Source organism: Gymnodinialimonas sp. JB5-7, from assembly GCF_055693405.1.
Genome location: NZ_JBVFUX010000006.1, coordinates 34,326 through 51,878 on the forward strand (window position 1 = coordinate 34,326; position 17,553 = coordinate 51,878).

Annotated in this window: 17 protein-coding genes and 1 pseudogene; 6 read left to right on the forward strand and 12 right to left on the reverse strand. The window is 54.7% G+C overall.

Annotated features, from left to right (window positions below):
- Window positions 1–6 precede the first annotated feature (6 nt).
- From ACZ1HK_RS06040 to ACZ1HK_RS06070, 7 genes and pseudogenes are all read right to left on the reverse strand, one after another.
- Window positions 7–1,113: an MFS transporter gene (locus ACZ1HK_RS06040; RefSeq protein ID WP_472627975.1), complete on the reverse strand. Its 1,107-nt coding sequence runs from the start codon at window positions 1,111–1,113 to the stop codon at window positions 7–9.
- Window positions 1,011–1,238: a hypothetical protein gene (locus tag ACZ1HK_RS06045; protein WP_472627977.1), complete on the reverse strand. Its 228-nt coding sequence runs from the start codon at window positions 1,236–1,238 to the stop codon at window positions 1,011–1,013. Before ACZ1HK_RS06045 ends, ACZ1HK_RS06040 begins: the two co-directional genes overlap by 103 nt.
- A gap of 64 nt (window positions 1,239–1,302) precedes the next feature.
- Complete coding sequence (locus ACZ1HK_RS06050; RefSeq protein ID WP_472627936.1) at window positions 1,303–2,088, reverse strand: hypothetical protein; 786 nt, start codon at window positions 2,086–2,088, stop codon at window positions 1,303–1,305.
- 973 nt (window positions 2,089–3,061) lie between these two features.
- Window positions 3,062–3,748: pseudogene (locus tag ACZ1HK_RS06055) on the reverse strand (IS6 family transposase); the annotation flags it as partial.
- A gap of 288 nt (window positions 3,749–4,036) precedes the next feature.
- On the reverse strand, window positions 4,037–4,852 hold the full coding sequence (locus ACZ1HK_RS06060) for a PAS domain-containing protein (RefSeq protein ID WP_472627937.1): 816 nt from the start codon (window positions 4,850–4,852) through the stop codon (window positions 4,037–4,039).
- 650 nt (window positions 4,853–5,502) lie between these two features.
- On the reverse strand, window positions 5,503–5,949 hold the full coding sequence (locus ACZ1HK_RS06065; protein ID WP_472627938.1) for a response regulator transcription factor: 447 nt from the start codon (window positions 5,947–5,949) through the stop codon (window positions 5,503–5,505).
- 12 nt (window positions 5,950–5,961) lie between these two features.
- Window positions 5,962–6,426: a hypothetical protein gene (locus tag ACZ1HK_RS06070; protein WP_472627939.1), complete on the reverse strand. Its 465-nt coding sequence runs from the start codon at window positions 6,424–6,426 to the stop codon at window positions 5,962–5,964.
- Window positions 6,427–6,627: 201 nt separating this feature from the next.
- Here ACZ1HK_RS06070 and ACZ1HK_RS06075 point away from each other — a divergent pair, with 201 nt between their 5' ends.
- From ACZ1HK_RS06075 to ACZ1HK_RS06085, 3 genes are all read left to right on the forward strand, one after another.
- On the forward strand, window positions 6,628–8,322 hold the full coding sequence (locus ACZ1HK_RS06075) for a tetratricopeptide repeat protein (protein ID WP_472627940.1): 1,695 nt from the start codon (window positions 6,628–6,630) through the stop codon (window positions 8,320–8,322).
- A gap of 112 nt (window positions 8,323–8,434) precedes the next feature.
- A complete protein-coding gene (locus tag ACZ1HK_RS06080) occupies window positions 8,435–9,133 on the forward strand; it encodes a winged helix-turn-helix domain-containing protein (RefSeq protein WP_472627941.1) in 699 nt (232 codons plus the stop codon).
- A gap of 373 nt (window positions 9,134–9,506) precedes the next feature.
- Entirely contained in the window at window positions 9,507–10,016 is a 510-nt protein-coding gene (locus tag ACZ1HK_RS06085) for a J domain-containing protein (RefSeq protein ID WP_472627976.1), read from the forward strand.
- A gap of 1,125 nt (window positions 10,017–11,141) precedes the next feature.
- On the opposite strand, the gene terL is transcribed toward ACZ1HK_RS06085, so the two are convergent.
- The 5 genes from terL to ACZ1HK_RS06110 form a co-directional block, all read right to left on the reverse strand.
- A complete protein-coding gene (gene terL, locus ACZ1HK_RS06090; RefSeq protein WP_472627942.1) occupies window positions 11,142–11,510 on the reverse strand; it encodes a phage terminase large subunit in 369 nt (122 codons plus the stop codon).
- 5 nt (window positions 11,511–11,515) lie between these two features.
- Window positions 11,516–12,325 carry a hypothetical protein gene (locus ACZ1HK_RS06095; protein WP_472627943.1) on the reverse strand — a complete coding sequence of 270 codons (810 nt, stop codon included), beginning with the start codon at window positions 12,323–12,325 and terminating at the stop codon, window positions 11,516–11,518.
- Window positions 12,326–12,574: 249 nt separating this feature from the next.
- Window positions 12,575–13,129 (reverse strand): DUF5681 domain-containing protein, encoded by a 555-nt coding sequence (locus tag ACZ1HK_RS06100; protein ID WP_472627944.1) that lies wholly within the window; start codon window positions 13,127–13,129, stop codon window positions 12,575–12,577.
- On the reverse strand, window positions 13,129–14,565 hold the full coding sequence (locus tag ACZ1HK_RS06105; protein ID WP_472627945.1) for a site-specific DNA-methyltransferase: 1,437 nt from the start codon (window positions 14,563–14,565) through the stop codon (window positions 13,129–13,131). The genes ACZ1HK_RS06100 and ACZ1HK_RS06105 overlap by 1 nt, the downstream gene beginning before the upstream one ends.
- A gap of 183 nt (window positions 14,566–14,748) precedes the next feature.
- Entirely contained in the window at window positions 14,749–15,399 is a 651-nt protein-coding gene (locus tag ACZ1HK_RS06110; RefSeq protein ID WP_472627946.1) for a hypothetical protein, read from the reverse strand.
- Window positions 15,400–15,777: 378 nt separating this feature from the next.
- Here ACZ1HK_RS06110 and ACZ1HK_RS06115 point away from each other — a divergent pair, with 378 nt between their 5' ends.
- From ACZ1HK_RS06115 to ACZ1HK_RS06125, 3 genes are read left to right on the forward strand one after another with little or no spacing between them, the layout of a single operon-like run.
- Window positions 15,778–16,005 carry a DUF3489 domain-containing protein gene (locus ACZ1HK_RS06115; RefSeq protein WP_472627947.1) on the forward strand — a complete coding sequence of 76 codons (228 nt, stop codon included), beginning with the start codon at window positions 15,778–15,780 and terminating at the stop codon, window positions 16,003–16,005.
- Window positions 16,002–16,385, forward strand: a complete 384-nt coding sequence (locus ACZ1HK_RS06120; RefSeq protein ID WP_472627948.1) for a DUF2924 domain-containing protein — start codon at window positions 16,002–16,004, stop codon at window positions 16,383–16,385. Before ACZ1HK_RS06115 ends, ACZ1HK_RS06120 begins: the two co-directional genes overlap by 4 nt.
- Before the next feature lie 16 nt (window positions 16,386–16,401).
- Window positions 16,402–17,313 carry a recombinase family protein gene (locus ACZ1HK_RS06125; RefSeq protein ID WP_472627949.1) on the forward strand — a complete coding sequence of 304 codons (912 nt, stop codon included), beginning with the start codon at window positions 16,402–16,404 and terminating at the stop codon, window positions 17,311–17,313.
- Window positions 17,314–17,553: the final 240 nt, after the last annotated feature.

Sequence of the window (17,553 nt, forward strand, 5' to 3'; positions counted from 1 at the left end):
CATAAGTTAACGAGTGGTTAACGGAGCCCGGCGTGTCTGCGGTCGAAGCCACGTATGTTTGGCGGCGTCCGCCAGAGCAATTAGCGGCCGCTCGCGGGCGGCAGGCCTGCTTCGTCTGGGCGCCGGCTTGCGCCAAATGCGCAGAGCAATGCAAGGAGGCACAACCCACATATCGCGAGGCTCGCGTACCCTATATCCATCCGTGCTAGGACGGAGACTGTCGCAATACCGCCGATCCGAGCAAAAGTGATGTCCAGGCTCGCCGAGAAGGTCGTTAATCCTTCGGGCGCGAGATCTTAGGATTAGCTGCGTCGAGGGTGCATTGCTACACGCCAGTCCAGCGCCGACCAGAACGGACGAAACTGCGACGAGCAGGAAGCTTTGGTGATTGAACAATAGCAGCACTGCGACCGCCAAAAAGAGCGGCGCGGCCAGCATGATCCCTTGGACATGATCGCGATCGACCAAGTTCCTCAGCACTGTGCTGATGCACGAAAAGGTGATCCACGCCAACGACAAGACGATCCCGATACCGGAGGCGCTGATGTCACTGTCGGACAGCCAAACCGGGAGGCGGAATAGATAATAGGTGACGCTTCCGTAGGTGAAGAAGACGTAAGCGAGTGTCAATAGAAGGTCCCGACTGCGCAGGATTTCCAAGTGGTTTGGTGTGGGTGCCGTGGAGGGTGCGGTATCTTGCGACTCTGTGGATTTCTTCAGCAAGACCCACGCGCTGGCAGCCAAAATTGAGATGAAGACGAAAGCCAGTCTCCAGCTGTACCCCCCAAGTAAGTGCCCATAAAGAAGCGGGGCGAAGGCTGCGATGTAGCCTGTGAGACTCCCCCACAAGATCAACGCACGTCCTGGCATGTCAGGGGAGGCGCGCGTGAGGTAAATCGGGACCAGCGGGGAGAAAATGCCGCTCCCGAACCCTTGCACGAGGCGCCCGAAAATGAGGGTTTCAGAGGTCTGCGCTGTGGCAGCGACCAAAGCGCCCGCCGCGAAAAACGCTACTCCCGCGCCAAAGACTTTCCGGATGTTGAACGCGTCGCCGAAGCATCCGCAAAAAGCACACCAACGGCGACCGCGGCGCCGTAGGTATTGAACACCCAGGCAAGATCCCCGACCGACAAAGCAAACTGCGCCTGTATGGCGGGCAACAAGAGGGGCACGAGGGTAAGATCCATAACGAAGGCGACGTAGGCCGAAATTGGTCCGAGGATCACGGCACTGGGCAAGGTAAGCCCTCCGAAAATCGTACGAGTGTTTGCGGATCTCGTAGTCAATTTCCAAAGTGTTTCCTCATCCATTGGCAGGAACTCCAACCCCAAGGGTGGCGCGCGCGAGCGACGCGGGAATCGTTGTCATTGCTGCCACTGTCGCAGCTTGGACGGCGGGTCGTGTCTTGGATAGTGTGCGCGCCAATTCGCTGGCTTCCATCCAGATCAGATAGTCTTCCTCGGTCACCTGTTGGTCCGGCCCGATCCAACGTCCAGGCTCGCAATGGTTGAAACAATAGCGCAGATGCGCACCTTTGGCAGCGACACGCTGCGGCACAAGCGCGAAGACATACGAGGGGTTCCAAGCCGCCACTGCAATCTCGAGCATCAGACGCGAGAGGAGGGTAGTCACGCCTTGACTGCGCGCGCCACCAAGGCCTTGGGCGCGCAGCCAGAATTCGCCCTGATAGCAGACCTGTCCGGTGATGAAATCAAGCGCGTTGGGTCCCGAATAAAAGGTCTGATCCGGGTCCGGCGTCGAGTCAGGCGTGATGTATTTGTGGCGATGACAGACCAGGTGCGTGTTCAGCGAGGTGCCCGACAGGTCAAGAAGCCGCACGGCTTGCGTATGGATCAGATCACCGTCTTCGTTGAACCCGCAAATCCAAAAGCCGTTCGTTTGGTCAATGTAAGAAGCCGCTACGTCGAACATTGGATAGATTGGCCCACGATCAGATAACTTGCTTCGGTAGGCCCGGTATTTGGCGAAGTCGTCGCCAATCTCGATACGAATGCCGGTTTCTTCCAGGTCTCTAGCAATACGGGACAATTGGGTTGTTAGTTCAAAAAGTCTACTTGGCGACGTCATCCTTGAGTAGCTCCTCAGTCCCAGGTCACTGGGCGTTTTTGACGACAATATGGTTAACATACCGTTAGTCATGAGTTGGTTTTGAGGTTTAACGGAAAATCGCGCTGAATGTGCTTAGGCCGCATCGGCGGCGACGCTGCACAGCAACTCTGTGCGCGAGAGATGACCGCTCAAATAATTTTCCATTGCTCTTTCGTGCATCGCACGTGGTGCGCCGCCACAACGGCTACATCCCTGTATAGCTGTCCACCAATAGCGTGCTTACCAACTCCAGATACGAGATTTGGGCGAGAAACCGCTTACGCAAAGGTTAACTTAAGACTTCATTAACACTCATTGCCGACACTTCCTTTTGCCAATAGGGAGAATGACCATGACCCCAGATACTTCCATTCTAGAAAAGCTGCTTGTCGCGGAAACCGCAGCGGAGCGGCGTGGTTTTACGAACACCAAGAGAGCGCTTACTGAGATGATTGAGATTGAACGCCGAAGCCTCCTGGTTCGCGGCACGGGCTTTTATGTTGCGCCCATCAACGGAACCACAAATCCGCGCCGCGCGGTTTCTAAACGTTCGTTAGGGGATTGTTAACCACGCGTCGGCATCCTCTTCGCTATTGTATGGGGAAGAGATATGACGAGAAACACAGACGACGTGTTCCGTGCAATCGCTGAACTCGCGCTCGAATGTTCAAGCGAACACGGAATAGACAATTCACTGAGAAGACTGGAACCCGTATTGAAGGGTTTGAGCGAAGACTCTGGAGTGAGCCTTCATTTGCTTCGGTCGCGGCTTCGACGGCAGATAGTGGCTCTGAATCCATCATGCGTCGTTGCTTGCAGTCCGCTCCCGAAATCGGGCCGAGCTGGCGAAACAGCGCACGATTTCCTGAGGAACGTCCACTAGGGTGCGGCAGACAAATTCGAACCAGTCCCTGCCCGGACAGAGACACTGCCGTTTTTCAGCGCAAAGACCGCGCCACTCGGTCAGAGCGGCGGTTCTGCTCAGCTTGAAGTGTTTTCGACTTGCGAGACTGCGGTCTTGGTTGAGGTGGTTTGAGACAGATGCGTGGACGGAGGTCATCTTCTGCAAACTTCGTATGCGCCGGAACCGCTGCATCGCTCGCTCCCTTCGTCGAAATGGCAGGTGCGAATTCTCCGCTCGATTGTTTACCCAACGACCTGTCTCTTGCCGATCTGCGCCGCCTAGTTCCTTAAGAGCAACGCCATAGGAACGAAGCTTGTCGGTCACCGACACCTCAGGTCGACCGTGCTTGCTCATTGCTTTTCTAAGGAATTTCAACGCTGCCTTCTTGTCGCGACGTTTGGTTACATAGCTTTCCAGCACCTCGCCCTCGTGATCTACGGCTCGCCAGAGATAGTGCGTCCTGCCCGCGATCTTCACGAAAACCTCGTCCAGATGCCAACGCCAGCGACTGGACTTCATCCCTTCGACCCGCCGCTTCTTAATCTCAGACGCAAGCATCGGACCGAACCTCTGCCACCAGTATCTGATGGTCTCATAGCTGACATCGATGCCGCGCTCATGGAGCAAGTCCTCCACGTTTCTGAGCGAAAGTGGGAAACGGACGTAGTACATCACCGCTAGGCGGATGATCTCAGGGCTCGTCTTGAAGTATTTGAACGGGGATCGTTTGGTCACCCTGCGACGCTACGAAACCGCCCTGCCCCGCTCAAGCGATGTTCCTCTGACAAGGCCATGCAGGCGTCTGATAGAGGTCCTTCCGCCTCACTAGAGTGGACCGCACGCAGTCACAGGAGTCCGGCCCAAACCGGACATCGGTTTCCTTTGGGCTCGCTGCTGTGCAGCTTCCCAATAGCGAACATCTGGCGCGCACCACTTACTTCATGGCGGCCCTGTTAAAGTTGACATCGGCAAATGGCTTAGCTCGAAACGAGTCCGCATCCCCTGCATGAAACAGCAATGCAATTATTGCGGCTTGAGCTGCACGATAAAGTAAGGCGTGCCGCGGAAAAACGTCGCGCTCATTCGTAATTCAAAGTGCATGAGAAGTTGGTTTCGAGCACCCAGAACTCGGCGGACGGTCGATGACTCGGCTCGAGCAAGCGTTTCGGCGCTGTCGGGAAGATCTATGTCGATGCCGCAATACTCCGACAATTCAACTCGAGGTAGAACCGGATCACCGAACAATCGACATGCAGACGCATTCGCAAACATCAGAAGGCCATCTTCTTTTGCAACGAGTGCTGGGTCCGGCAGGGCCTCAAGACCCGCGCGCAAATCATTGTCGGGTATATTCACCGCTGCAATCATCTGAACTTGGCTCGCTTCGTCCAGGAGTGGAACAATGAGCCTTCGCCAAACGGTTGCAAAAACGCCGATTGGGGGGACATGGACGCTTAGTACGCTTTGTTTGCGAAGGACGACGGCAGCATAGAGCGCAACAAAGAAATCAGAGATGTGCCCACCGATTTCTGAGGTTTTGGAGCCAGTCATGTCTCGCCCAAACACTGACGAAATCCCGGAACCGTATTTCAGGTACCTAAAATCCGTGAGGTCTGAAAATGGTTCGAGCAGCATGACCCATGGTTCAAACGAAAGGCTCTCCAAGCAAGAAAAGCGTTCTTCCGATTGCAGCAGCTCCAGTGTTCCGCCGATTTTCAAGTACTGTGCAAAACTCTTGATGGTCGGGTGTACGATGTCGAATTCGGATGGGTTCCACAAAACCGCTGGAGAACCTGTCTCGTTTTCCGCAAACAGGTTACTGACGGTGCTGAAATCCATCCTCGTCAGCGTTTCGACGAGAGTAGGTGCCGAGCCGCCGTTTCCATCGCGCTCTTCTCGTGTCAAACCGCGCTCCAAATCACTGCATTGCGAACCTTAGCGTTCCTCAAGAGCTGATCAAACCACCATGTTGGCCTAAGCGCCTCCACTCGGGATCGCGGAGCGAAACAGGGCTTCGATTGCTTCGACGATCCGGTGTTGCATTCCGATTACTGAATGCCAGTAGCAAACTCACGCTGCCAAACTCTTCAAGAGTACTGCTCTGAAGTCTTCACGCCATGTCGGCTTGTACGCGCAGGTCTGTATGCCGGCGCGAACCAGTTGATCCTTTAGGGCCAATGGGTACGTGCCGACCATGGCGAACCTGAATCCGTGGTCAAGCAGGCAGCCCCGCAACCGCAGATACTCTACCAAAACAGGGGGAAAACTAAGGCAGCGATCCGCGTCAATGATTAGGTCGTGGTAGCTACCGCGACCAAGGCTCTCAAAGTGCGATGTGTGACCATCGGAATTCTTGATGGTAACCGCGAAAATCGAGCATTGCAGATAGATCTCTGCCAGTGCTTCAGAACTAGTCCCAATTGCAAGCACATGTCTCATATTTCTTAAGTCCTTTGAAAACATGAACCTCCAGCGGTGCGGCTGGAACGCTATCCAGCCTGTCTTTTGCCGATGCTTTGCAATCGGCAAGCCGCCGCGCGGGTGAAGTTGACCATGTACATCTTTGGATCAGAGGGCTTGGGCACAACGAGATCTGCACCGGCTTGAGTAAGTTGATCCCTGAATCCTTCAAAGGACATATTCACTACAGCAAGGAGTGTTGCATCCGAAGACGGCCCCTCAGTATTTCGAAGCCGCAATATCAGTTGAGGGGCGAAAACTTCCAAGTTTTCAGTATCAACAACGGTGACGTCAAAACGCTGAGCCTCAAATGCAGCCTCTATGTCAGTTGCACTCTCAAGCACTGTTGTCTTCCACCCCATAGCTTCGAGTGCAGATGAAATGCCATCTGCCCCCTCGTCAGGGAAGCCTGCTAGAAGTGCTCTTGGCTGATTTGGCTGTACTGACCGCATGTCAGCGCAGTGACATTGTTCCATCGTGTATTCCTGTCATTCTTGAAAATCGCGCCAGTTCGCCTGGCTTGAATTGATTGAGTTTACGTGTCTGCGAAGCTCGGCTTCGAGGACGGCGACCATTTTTTCTGGCTTTTGCCGCTTCGCGATGCAGAGGTCAGCTCCGCGTTGTTCAACAAGGCTTGGGAGTGTGCTGGGAATGAAACTCGAGGAGACGACTATCCGGGTTCCCGGCCCTTCGCCGAAATGGGTTCGCAGAAGCTTGATGTTGTCCAGCGTGTGCAGGTCCATGGCGTCGATCTCCAGGGACACAAGATCGACCCGCTCTTGGCAATTCATGTCTAGAAACGAATCTACCGTGCTCTTGTGCTTTGCATGAACGGAGCGACTTCTAAGTTTGGTCACCAGAAGTTGCCCGTATTCTGTGTCTTGCGCCACAATAAGGACATGTGGCGTGCAGCGGCCCCAGGACAGTGGAACTAGTCTAGTCGCTTCGGCCAAAGGTCATTCCTCCAGATTTTAGTTCTGAGAAGGCACCAGCAACGGCGCGGGTTCGAAGGCTAAATCGCAGTTCACTCGCAGAGAATGTAGTACGTACGGCGCTGTTACGGCGATCCAGGCGGAGCGCAGATCCATCTCGAGGACGGTTCTGCTTTGTCAAATTGGCTTTCCGCCATAGGTTATTCCCAGAGGATATTGGGTGTGGTCGAGGCATCGGAAAATCACAATGAGATCAATGCGTGGCTGGAACGCGCAAGATCGGAAACGCTGCTCAAGGGCGGGCAGCGGAGATACGATCTACTCGACTATCTCGTCCGTGAGGAGCTGGAGGGGCGTGGCGAAAACCTCAAGGCCTACTCGATTGCTCTAGATGTGTTGGGGCGCAAAGAGGATTTCGATCCAGCGACTGACAGCATTGTGCGCGTCGAAATTGCCCGACTGCGCGACGCGTTAGAACTTTATTACGCGCGCTCAGGTGATCCAAACGAACCCAAGATTAGCATTCCGAAAGGAAGTTATCGTCCGACAATCGACATTGCGCCATCGGACGGTGAAACCGTTCCAGCAAGTACGCGTGTGGCCAGCCGCAAATTTGGGCTACCTGCCGGATTAGTGATCAGTTTGGCTGTCCTCTGCTTTTTGGTGTATTTTCTTTTTGTCGCTTCTCCTCCGCAACCTGCACATACTGACCGCCCTGTTGTCGAGTTCGCGTCGATTGCGGCAGATCAAAGCTCCCCTGGATACAGTTTTGCGCAAGGCTTTCGGCAGCAGCTCCTGACCGATCTCGCGCATCTTCCGACCGTGATCGTAAGAAATGGGCCACTTGCCGAGGACGATGTGCGCAGCGCAGCAGCTTCTGAACCCGACTATCGGCTAACCATCACTCCCGCATTTGAGGGTCAGTCAGGAATAATAGGAATAGAACTGAGCTCGCTCGTGACAGCTAGTGTCGTTTGGACACGCACAATTCCGATCACTGACAGCAGCTCGGACTTCTATACTCTTCTAACCGATGCAGTCCGAGGCATTGGGCAGGAAGTGGCAGGTTCTTCCGGTGTCATTACGAACGAACAAGCGACACTTGCGTTGGCAGCTATGGCAGATCGCAGCTCTCCAAGAGTAGAGTATCAGTGCCTAATTCTCTCACTTGTCTTCGATGCAACGAAAGACGAGGAAACAGGACAGTTGTCCAGAGAGTGCCTTACCGACGCAATCGCGAACGGAACCCAGAATTCGACACTGTTGGCACTGTTCGCGCTCAATGAATTTTTTGACAGTGCGGGTATTCCAGGAGAACACGGTCGACCGGCACTTGAAACAATACTCTTGCTGGAAGACGCCCGCGGACACGCACTAGCGGCCATAAATACCGATCCTTCCAATGCCTTTGCGCATGAGGTGCTTGGAAACATCCTGTCCGCTCTGGGTGACCATGACGGGGCAATCGAACGCTATCAGCGGGCGGTAGACTTGGCTCCCTCCCGGCCAGCGCCGCATTTCCTTTTGGGCTGGCAGATGGCTTTGCAAGGCAACTGGGAGGAGGGCGTTATCAAGATGCAAGAAGGGATCGACATGCAGCCCAACATTCCGGGCTATATGATCGTTCCGCTTGCTTTGGACGCCTTTCGGCGATCCGACTATGAGCAATCTTTGCAGTACGCACGGGCCGTGATCGACCGAGGCGATGCCCGAGGCTATTCGTTGGCTTTCGCGGCAAGCTTGGCTCAAGGCGACACAGGAGCAGCCGAAGAATTTTTCTTTGCTCCGGGCGCGCGAACATCAACCGATCCGTCCGATCCGATGCGCGAAGTCCGAGTGACTTTTAGCAATCCCGACGTGATGCCGCGCTACCAGGAAGTGATCGAGTCTTTTCTAATCCAATTGGAAACCCCATAATTTCAATGGGCTGAATGCGTTGTCCGGTTCAAAAGTAACGCAGGAGTCACACGCATGTACGTGATTTAGTGAAGCTTTCGCGGTTTCCAGTCGATGAGCTGGAGGAATCGCTATGAACATATTGTTTTATGGATCGGATGCATTGCTAGCGCGTGTGCGCAATCAAGCTATCGGGCAGTCTTGGGACATCCATCGCGCGGAGGACCCGGATCAGGTCCTGGACTACAAAGGTACACAATCGTTCCAAGCCGCGCTTTTTGGGCTCTGTGAAAGTGGACATGCAGTCCGCGCTGCAGTCCGGAACGCAAAATATGCGTTGGAGATTCCCGCGTCGATTGGCCTTGCAAAGCAGAACGATGTTGTGAGTATCTCCGAAATATCGATGCCAGGATTGGATATCGTCGTGCCAGAATGCGGCGATGATCGTCTCACCAAACAGCAGTGCGATGCCATCCTTCGTTTGGCTAACGGCGCGAGGTCCGAATGCGTTACACTAGGTGGCGTGAGTTTTCACATATCTGAGAACAGGTTCTCAGTTAACAGACGGGACATCCACCTACCGCCCAAGAAGCACAAGTTGCTTGAGCTCCTTTTCCTGAAGCGTGGGTGCACAGTGACGAAAGAGATGGTGTTTAACCATCTCTACGGCTGGAATGAGCCGCCAGAAGCAAAGATCATTGACGTCTTTGTGTGCCAAATCAGACGATCTCTGCGTGAGGCCGGATTGGAGAAAGACTGCATTCAAACTGTTTGGGGGCAGGGCTACAGAGTGCCAGATACTTTGGACACACAAACACGATCAGCCGCATAGTCTTGGTTTACGGCCCAAAGCGGTCGTCCACGGTGGGGTTGAGATGCTGCGGCACGCCTGCCAACCCTGCCTTTCGCTGCGGTTGCAAAACTTGTTCGGATGAACTCAACGTCTGCGGCCTCGGCAGACAACTATCGCTCCCACTCCTGCGCTCGCGCAAATGCTCAAGACAATAGCATTTGTTCTTCGTCTTGGTTTCTTGGGCTCAGGATTTTCTGCCTCAACCAATCTTGAAGACCGTTAACCAACTGCTCATGAATCGGGTTCCGCAAAAATCGTAGATCATTTAGCGATCATTTTAGATTGTTCTGAGACGCCCGAACCGGGCTGATCTTCTGAAGTGGACTGCAAAATGGCGCAACCAAGCTCAGATATGCTAAAAGCGTTAAACCTCTTGGGCTTGACGCCTGAGGCAGGCCCAGTCGAAATCCGTGCGGCATGGAAGGCGATGATAAAATCCTACCACCCGGATCGCGTTTCCGGGGACAAACGGGCTGCCAACGAACGCCTTGCTGAGATTAACGTGGCATTTGAGCAAACATCCAAATGGACAGCCGATATGGCGCAGGCTTTCCGAGCCGAACGCACCAAGGCGAAAGCGCAAGCTGCGCAGGCTCTGCGCCAAGCCGAGCGACGCGCTGCCGAAACGGCACGACAACGCGCGGAGGCCGCAAGGCAACGCGCCGCTGGACGGAAATTGCTGGAAGAGGCAGCACGAAAGCGAGCAACGGAACTCGAGCGCTACGAAGCCAGAAAACGCGAACAACGAGCCTTACGCTCGCACCGCCCCTCCGCAACCGAGGGGAAAGCGGAAGCTCGGTTTTTGGCTTCGCTAGAGAACTTAGCAATACGTGTACCTGTGCGTGAGCTTGGCTTCGCCTAAACAGGGAATTGCTCGGTCAGTGTGAATACCATGCAGCCAATTCCTCACGTTGGCTACAGGTCAGAGCTAGCCGCTAGCATACCCAAGTAGACGCCGGTGAGCAAAGCGCTAAGCAACCTGTCACCAGTGGGAAAACCCCAACGCCTCGAACTCTCGATGTTTTGTTCGCTTAGCTATGGAGCGGTGACCAGCATGTCTGGCATCCGAGTATACCATGTCCACAAATCTCCGTGTCGAAGGCAATCACGTTGTCGGCGTGTGCTGCCGTTTCGCTCCCAAAAACGGCTCGTGCAGCAAGCCGGTTTGCCTCGGCTAAGTGGAGTAGTGTGTCTACATCCGTTGGTGACATCCCCGTGTCGGCAGCAAGAGCCCGAACTAGGGTTCGTTTGAACCCGGGATGATCATCGTGTCCCATCATTGACGCAAGCGTCAGAAGGCCGGCGATTTCTGTGAATAACTTCTCTTTGTACATTCTCAATTTGCCCCACATGAAGGCACAAACCTTCATGTGAAAACACTTAAGGAACCGTTAATCCTTGAGGCCTAAGGATCGCTCCCTAGGCGGTGCAACATCAGCTGGTGCCCAAAAGTCCACTGACTGAGATGCAAAATTTGCTTGTGGATAGGGTGTTAGTAGGCGCTCAAGTTCAGACCGCAGTGCCTCGGCCGTGTACAAAAAACCGTGGCTTTCTGCTTCGAGCAGTGCGGATTTTGTACGCTCAATTAGTTCCATGTCACTCATGGCTACATACTCTGTCGCAATTTTGCTCTGCCTAGAGGTGTGTGGTTAACGAGAAGTTAACGCTCACGTCAAACCGTTGCAGTTCGGCAATAAATGGCCGAATGATTTGTGAACGATCACGTCACTCTCGGGTACTTGAATACGCTGCCCATCATCCAGGCGCGCGGTAAGATAGCAGAATGTCCGCTTGATCTGACAGCCGTAAATCACAGCGCAGCTCCAGCGAAGGTCCGCTATCCGCCCAAACTCTCGGTTCCGTGGGCACATGGAACCGCTATATGATTACCTACCGCACTGGATGAATAGATCTCGCAATAGTGCCGCCAGCGCCACGCAGCAGCCTGAACAACACTTCACCCGATGCAACCAGCTGCTGGCGCAAGTCAAAGCCAGTCCACGTCAGGGCCTTTCTCTGGGAACTCGTAGGCAAGAGCGTGGACGACGGAGTCAACTTGGTCGTCATGGCGCCCGCTTGGGAAGGCGAGAAGTTCGGCCTCCAAAGTGGAAAGCCACGGAGCTGACTTTGGAAACAACACACGACCAGACTCGAATTTCGGTGTTTGGATGTAGGCTCGCGTTTCCTTTGACTGGTTCGGCGTGACTGCTACGGCGTCGAACCCTGCGGCGACCAAATCCGCGATCAACCCCGTTCCGACACCCGTATCTTCGACCAAGATCATCCAGGCGTTGTGTTTCTGGGCCTCGGCTATCATGCGCGCCTTCAAAGCCGGATAATCCAGCTTCTCCCTCACGACATCTAAGAGGTAGTATATCCCCCCTTACAGAGCCAGGTTGTCCCAGCGGACCAATCGTTTTCCAGCCCCGTTTTTGAAGCTGTGTCCCAACTCTGGAATATACCATCGTCTTCCGTGATTTCGGGCAGGAAGGGGTAGTAAGACAACCACTCGCGCTTGAACATGTTCCCGCCTGGAGGAACAGGGCGCTGCTGGTATTGAGCTTCAGATCCTTCAGATCCAAGGTGCAGCCTAAGCTCATCTAAGATAGTCTGCGTCTCGCGGGCCGCGTGGAGCAGCTCGCCCTTCTCGCGACGATGATATCGATTTTTCCCGATCTCAATGCTCTGCGCCGCATCCGCTATCGCAGGCAAATTAAGGTGGGTCCACCCCTGGTCATGCTCAGTCACATGACCGACCAGGTCATCAACGTGGAGGCGCTGCGTGACTATGACGACTGCACCCTCAGTCTTCTGATTGAGGCGGGATAGCAAAGTGGAACTATACCATTCATTCACCCGGGTGCGTTGGGCGTCTGATCGAGCATCGTCTGCTTTGAGCGGGTCATCAATTATGATGGTATCAGCGCCGCGCCCTGTGAGTACGCCGCCTACAGAAGTCGCCAATCGACTGCCACGCTTAGTGAGGCGCACTTCCTGCTCGGACTCTTTTTGTGGATCGATCCTGGTTGCCGGAAACAGCTCCTTGAACCAACCGGAGGCTATCACAACCCGGTAGTCATTGTGCAGCTTGGTCGCGAGGCTCTGCGCATATGACACTGCGACGATCTTTTTGGTGGGATCATGGCCATGCAGGAAAGCAGAAAAAGCCACCGAAGCCGAGATCGACTTGGCTGATCTCGGAGGCATCGTGATGATCAGCCGCTTGATCTTGCCAAGCCTGACCTGCTCAAGGTGCCAAGCGATAGCTTCGATATGCCAATTGTGCTGGAACGGCGTACCTGGATTTAAGGTACGGAAAGTCTTCTCGATAAAGTGGTAGAAACTTGATCTTAGGAGCTCATTGAAGACGAGCTTTTGTTCTTCATTGCCCAGTTGCGCAATTCTGCATCCGTCGGTTTTCTATCGATCATCAACGTCATCCTCGTCACCGGTGACATTCTTTGGAGAGTCTTGGTCATCGTGAGGCGGCGACATCCCGTCCTGATCTTGAAAGCGATCCACAGCCGCGCTCATGTTCTCCTCCCCGCATTGGGCAGAAGGCAGATCCGGCGCGTCAGGCTGCGCGAAGCTCGACATCATCTGATCAAGCATCGCTTGGTCTTCTGGAGAGAGGTCCGCCTGATCAATGACGTCCGTTTCTGCGTACGCTGGATCATGCAATAGGCTGAAGACCAACCTCGCCGCACGCAGATCTCCCTTGGCCGCCTTGTTCGTAATGGCTCGGAAGATCAAATCTTGGATCGACATACGTTTAGACACGCCCCTCTCAGTGATCGACACTTTCCTCACGACCTCTTTCCGCATCTGGGCCTGCACGGACTTTGGCTTTCGCTTCCGCCCCTTGGGGTTGCCACTCTGGCCAGGCTTGAACTGGGTCGCCTTCGGCGGCTTGCCGTAGCCGACTTCGTAGTCAGGCTCAGCGATTGGCGGCTTTTGCTCGTTGCTTTCAGACATCACTCGTCCTCCGCTGCCGGAAGCACGAGGTCGCGCGCAGCCGCGAACAATGCATCGAAGCAGCACCCGATCGCAGAGTCCGGGGCGCCTTCGTCGGTGAGACGCTGTTCCAAAATAGCGTCCTTGCCGGTCTGCTGCTGCCATCGGCGAATGGCCGCGTCGACATAAGACGGCTCGTACTCAACGCCGAAGCAATGACGTCCAACTTTCTCAGCCGCCAGTAGGGTCGTCCCAGAGCCCAGAAAAGGATCGAACACAATTTCTTTGCGATTGGAGGCATCCTTTACGGCCTCCGCAATCATTGCCACTGGCTTCACGGTAGGATGCAGCGCCAGATCATCGCCCGTGCCTGTCTGGAACGTGTTCACGCCAGGATATGTCCAAACGTTGGAGCGATTGCGGCCGTACTTGCCGAGTTGCACATTGTTGGTTGATGGGCCGTCGGGCTTTGCAAAAACAGCCACCAGTTCATGTGCAGAGCGGTAGAACGCCCCCTGCCCCGGCGTGGCTTTGTTCCAGACGCATACGTTCTTGAGGTCTAGGCCAAGTTCACGACCGACACTCAGCAAAAGCTCAATGTGGCGCCAATCCATGAAGACATAGAGCAAAGATCCCGCCGCCGTGTGGCTCAGCATGACCCTCAAACTGTCATCAAGGAAAGCCTTGAATTCCCGATCGGACATTTCTCCCGAGGCAAAGGCGAACTCGCTATGTTTCGTCTTCCCTCGCCCGCCGACATGTCCTTGGACCTTCACGTTATACGGTGGGTCAGTGACAACGAGGCTTGCGGTCTGATCCTCAAATAGCGTTGCCGCAGCACTGGTATCTCGAGCATCTCCGCAGAGAATGCGGTGCTGCCCGAGTTGCCAGATGTCCCCTCGCTTCGAGGTCAGGACGTCTGCGCGACTGGGAATTTCATCTTCTTCGCTGAGCGAAGGCATTGCATCCTCATTGTCTGTCAGGATGAGGTCGATCTCGCCGGTTTCAAAGCCTATCACCTCGAGATCAAGGTCGAGCTCAGGCAAAAGACTAGCAAGTTCCTCCAGTTCGACGGCCAGCAGATCAGTGTCCCAACCAGCGTTGAGCGCGATTTTGTTGTCGGCGAGAATGTAGGCCCGTTGTTCTGCATCGCTCAGGTGACTTAGGCGTACAACCGGAACCTCGCTAAGGCCCAACTGTTTCGCGGCCTCAAGCCGACCATGACCGGCAATCACGCCGCACTGCTCGCCCACCAAAATCGGATTGTTGAACCCGAATTTCCTTATGCTTTCTGCGATTTGAGCTACTTGCTTACGCGAATGCGTTCGGGCGTTCTTGGGGTTGGGCACAAGCTTGCTGGTGACGATAAACTCGATACACCGCGCGGCAATGGATGCGATTGTTTCAACAGCGTCGTCGCGTTTTTCGCAAGCAGCACTGGCAGGTTTGAGTGTCATCGGTCGGCCCTCAGTTTCGATTGAACCAAGAGCTACGAAAGAAACCCTTCCTATTTCAGTGCGCCAAAATACCTCTTTCGATCACAATTCTGACCATTTCTGCAACATTCGCATCGCCGACATTGGAAGGGCCCGTGTACCTCATGAATTTGTTTCCTAATGACGTATGCAAAACTTGGCACCTCAGTTCCGGCATCGAGATCCGCTTTTCCAACAAGCACTGAGAAACAGAACAAACCTAGTATTGCGCCCTCGAGTGATGCCTCGCCCGGTCAAGTCACTCCAAAGGTTCGCAATATCGGCAGCAAACACTATTTTTTGGGCTTCGGATGGACGTCCATTCTTGTGGAGACGCTCGTCTTCGAGATCCTGGTCGATCCAATCACGGAGCCTTTCCAAGTCTGATGGATTGCTCGGTGAACACTGGCTAATGTCTTTCAACGTGCCGAAGCGAAGCCGCCTCCTATCGTCCAGCACCCCGGCGCGAAACGTCCTGACGACCTTCTGAGCAAAGTGTTTTTCAACGGGTCGGTTGGGCGCAAGCATCTGTTCCTCAACCAACTGCCTAATTTGCTTTAGTTCCCTCAGATGGCCTGGCCGATTTTCCCCTGGCAAAAGCCCGGCGTTCGTGAACGCACGTTCGATACCTGCATAGACGAACGCCGCAACGCTTTCAGTCCAAAGCTCGTCACCCAGTTTTCTTGGTTTCAGCACGATTTTGAGACGTCTCTTTCCAGGCTTCGGTGAAAAAAGAAACTCGTCTACTGGCAGAAAGTCATACGGTGGTCGCGAAGGGTCTTCGGTGCAAACCACCCTGCAGGCAAGGTCGGACAATCTTTCTCGAAGGCGTTCAGCTGCTAGCAAGCAGTCGTTCGGCGCTCTGGCGGGCAATGCTAGGACGTCCATGAAGATCTCCGACGAGGCGAAGCATCAGCGCTCCTCTGTTTACACTTATCAAATCTTTGCGCATTTGCCCTCGCAAATTTGTTCATCCCATTCAATTTCTTGATACCACTGGCGAGCTAATTGCAGCAGGTCAAATGGCGAAAGACTAATGCGATTGGCTCTTTCTTAGGCGCTCTCGTCGAGATGGGAAACGACTGGACTATTGCTTGAAACCACGCATCAGTGACGACACGCCCGACAGAGTTCTCGGGCGCGCCTCAGTACAGAGGCTGACATTTCGCCGGCCTGCGCACTCAGGAGGCACACATGCCAGACTCCAAACCTACCAAGATCGAAAATTTCCAAACGCTCTTGGAGCGGTCATCCGGTGTGACGCTTGTTGAGATCTGCAAAGCCACTGGCTGGCAAAGGTATTCCGCCAGGTCAGCGATCATCGGTTTGAAGAAAGCAGGCCACACCATAGTACGGACGTCCGGTAAGCAGGGCGAATTGTCTTTATATCGCATCCTCGCCAACATCGGTGCGGGCACGTGACCCTCGCTGAACTCGAGGCCTTGGACCGGGTTCAGCTTGTTTCGACCTGGTCGAATGTATTCGGCGCTCCAGCTCCCAAGACAATGAGCCGCGTTTTTCTGCGTCACTTCCTCGCCTTCGAGCTGCAAGCCCGACAAAGTGGCGGGCTTACGAAGCGTGTTCGCAAGGCCGTGGAGACGGCGAATGAAGAAACAAATAAGCTCAACTCACCTGCTCTCAAACCTGGTGGCAGGCTGATCCGGGAATGGAATGGCGTGACGCACGTAGTCGATGTTCAGGACAATAGCTTCAGCTGGAACGGTGAGACTTACCGATCGCTCTCGGCCATTGCTCGGGAGATTACTGGTGCGCACTGGTCCGGTCCTCGGTTTTCGGACTGACGGGAAAATTGGCGCAATGAGCCGTCCCACCGTCCGCTGCGCGATCTACACACGTAAATCCTCCGATGAAGGCCTCGACCAAGACTTCAATTCCCTCGATGCACAACACGAGGCGTGTGCCTCCTATATTGCGAGTCAACGCCACGAAGGGTGGAAGATGCTTCCGGCTCGTTACGACGACGGCGGAATTTCGGGCGGAACGCTAGAACGCCCGGCCCTGCGAAGTCTGATGGCGGACATTGATGCCGGGCGCATCGACATGGTGGTTGTCTACAAAATCGACCGCCTTACACGGTCGCTCGCCGACTTCGCCAAGTTGGTGGAACATCTGGAGAAGGCCGAGTGTTCCTTTGTTTCCGTCACCCAAGCTTTCAACACCTCTTCCTCGATGGGACGCCTCACCCTCAACGTGCTCTTGTCCTTTGCTCAGTTTGAACGCGAAGTAACAGCCGAACGGATCCGGGACAAAATCGCTGCTTCCAAGAAGAAGGGCATGTGGATGGGAGGCGTCGCGCCCTTAGGATATGTTCCGCACCCGGATCCGACCCGTCGCGAACTTGTTGTGAACGAGGGTGAAGCCGCAATCGTTCGTCGTCTTTTCGTGCTCTATGAGGCCCATGGTTGTCTCAATGCCACGTCGCGAGAGGCAGACCGCGTTGGCCTGCGCTCAAAACGCCATGTCTTTTCCTCGGGAAGGGTTCAGGGTGGCGGTCCATTCAGTCGCGGACAGATCCACAAGATCCTGACAAATCCAATCTATCGTGGGCTTGTCCGACACAAGGAGAAGACATGGCCCGGATTGCATGCAGCCATTGTTGATCGGGATCTTTGGGATCGCGTGCAAGGACGACTCGAGAGCGCTAGTTCACGGAGGCGGGGCATAGCGCAGCCACGAAGATTGCGGATGCAACTGCCGCCCCACTTCTAGGAAAGGTGCGGGACGAGACCGGGGATATCCTGACACCATCGCACACCCATCGGCACGGTCGCCGCCACAGATATTATGTATCCAACCGATTGATCTCGGGCGGACGCGACCCGGAAGCTTGGCGTCTTCCAGCCCGAACCCTGGAAAGGGCAGTTTCTTCTGCCATCGCGGATCATTTAGCAGATCATGCCAACCGGCATGCGATAGCGACCCGTGCAGATGCGACCACATGCGCTGCAA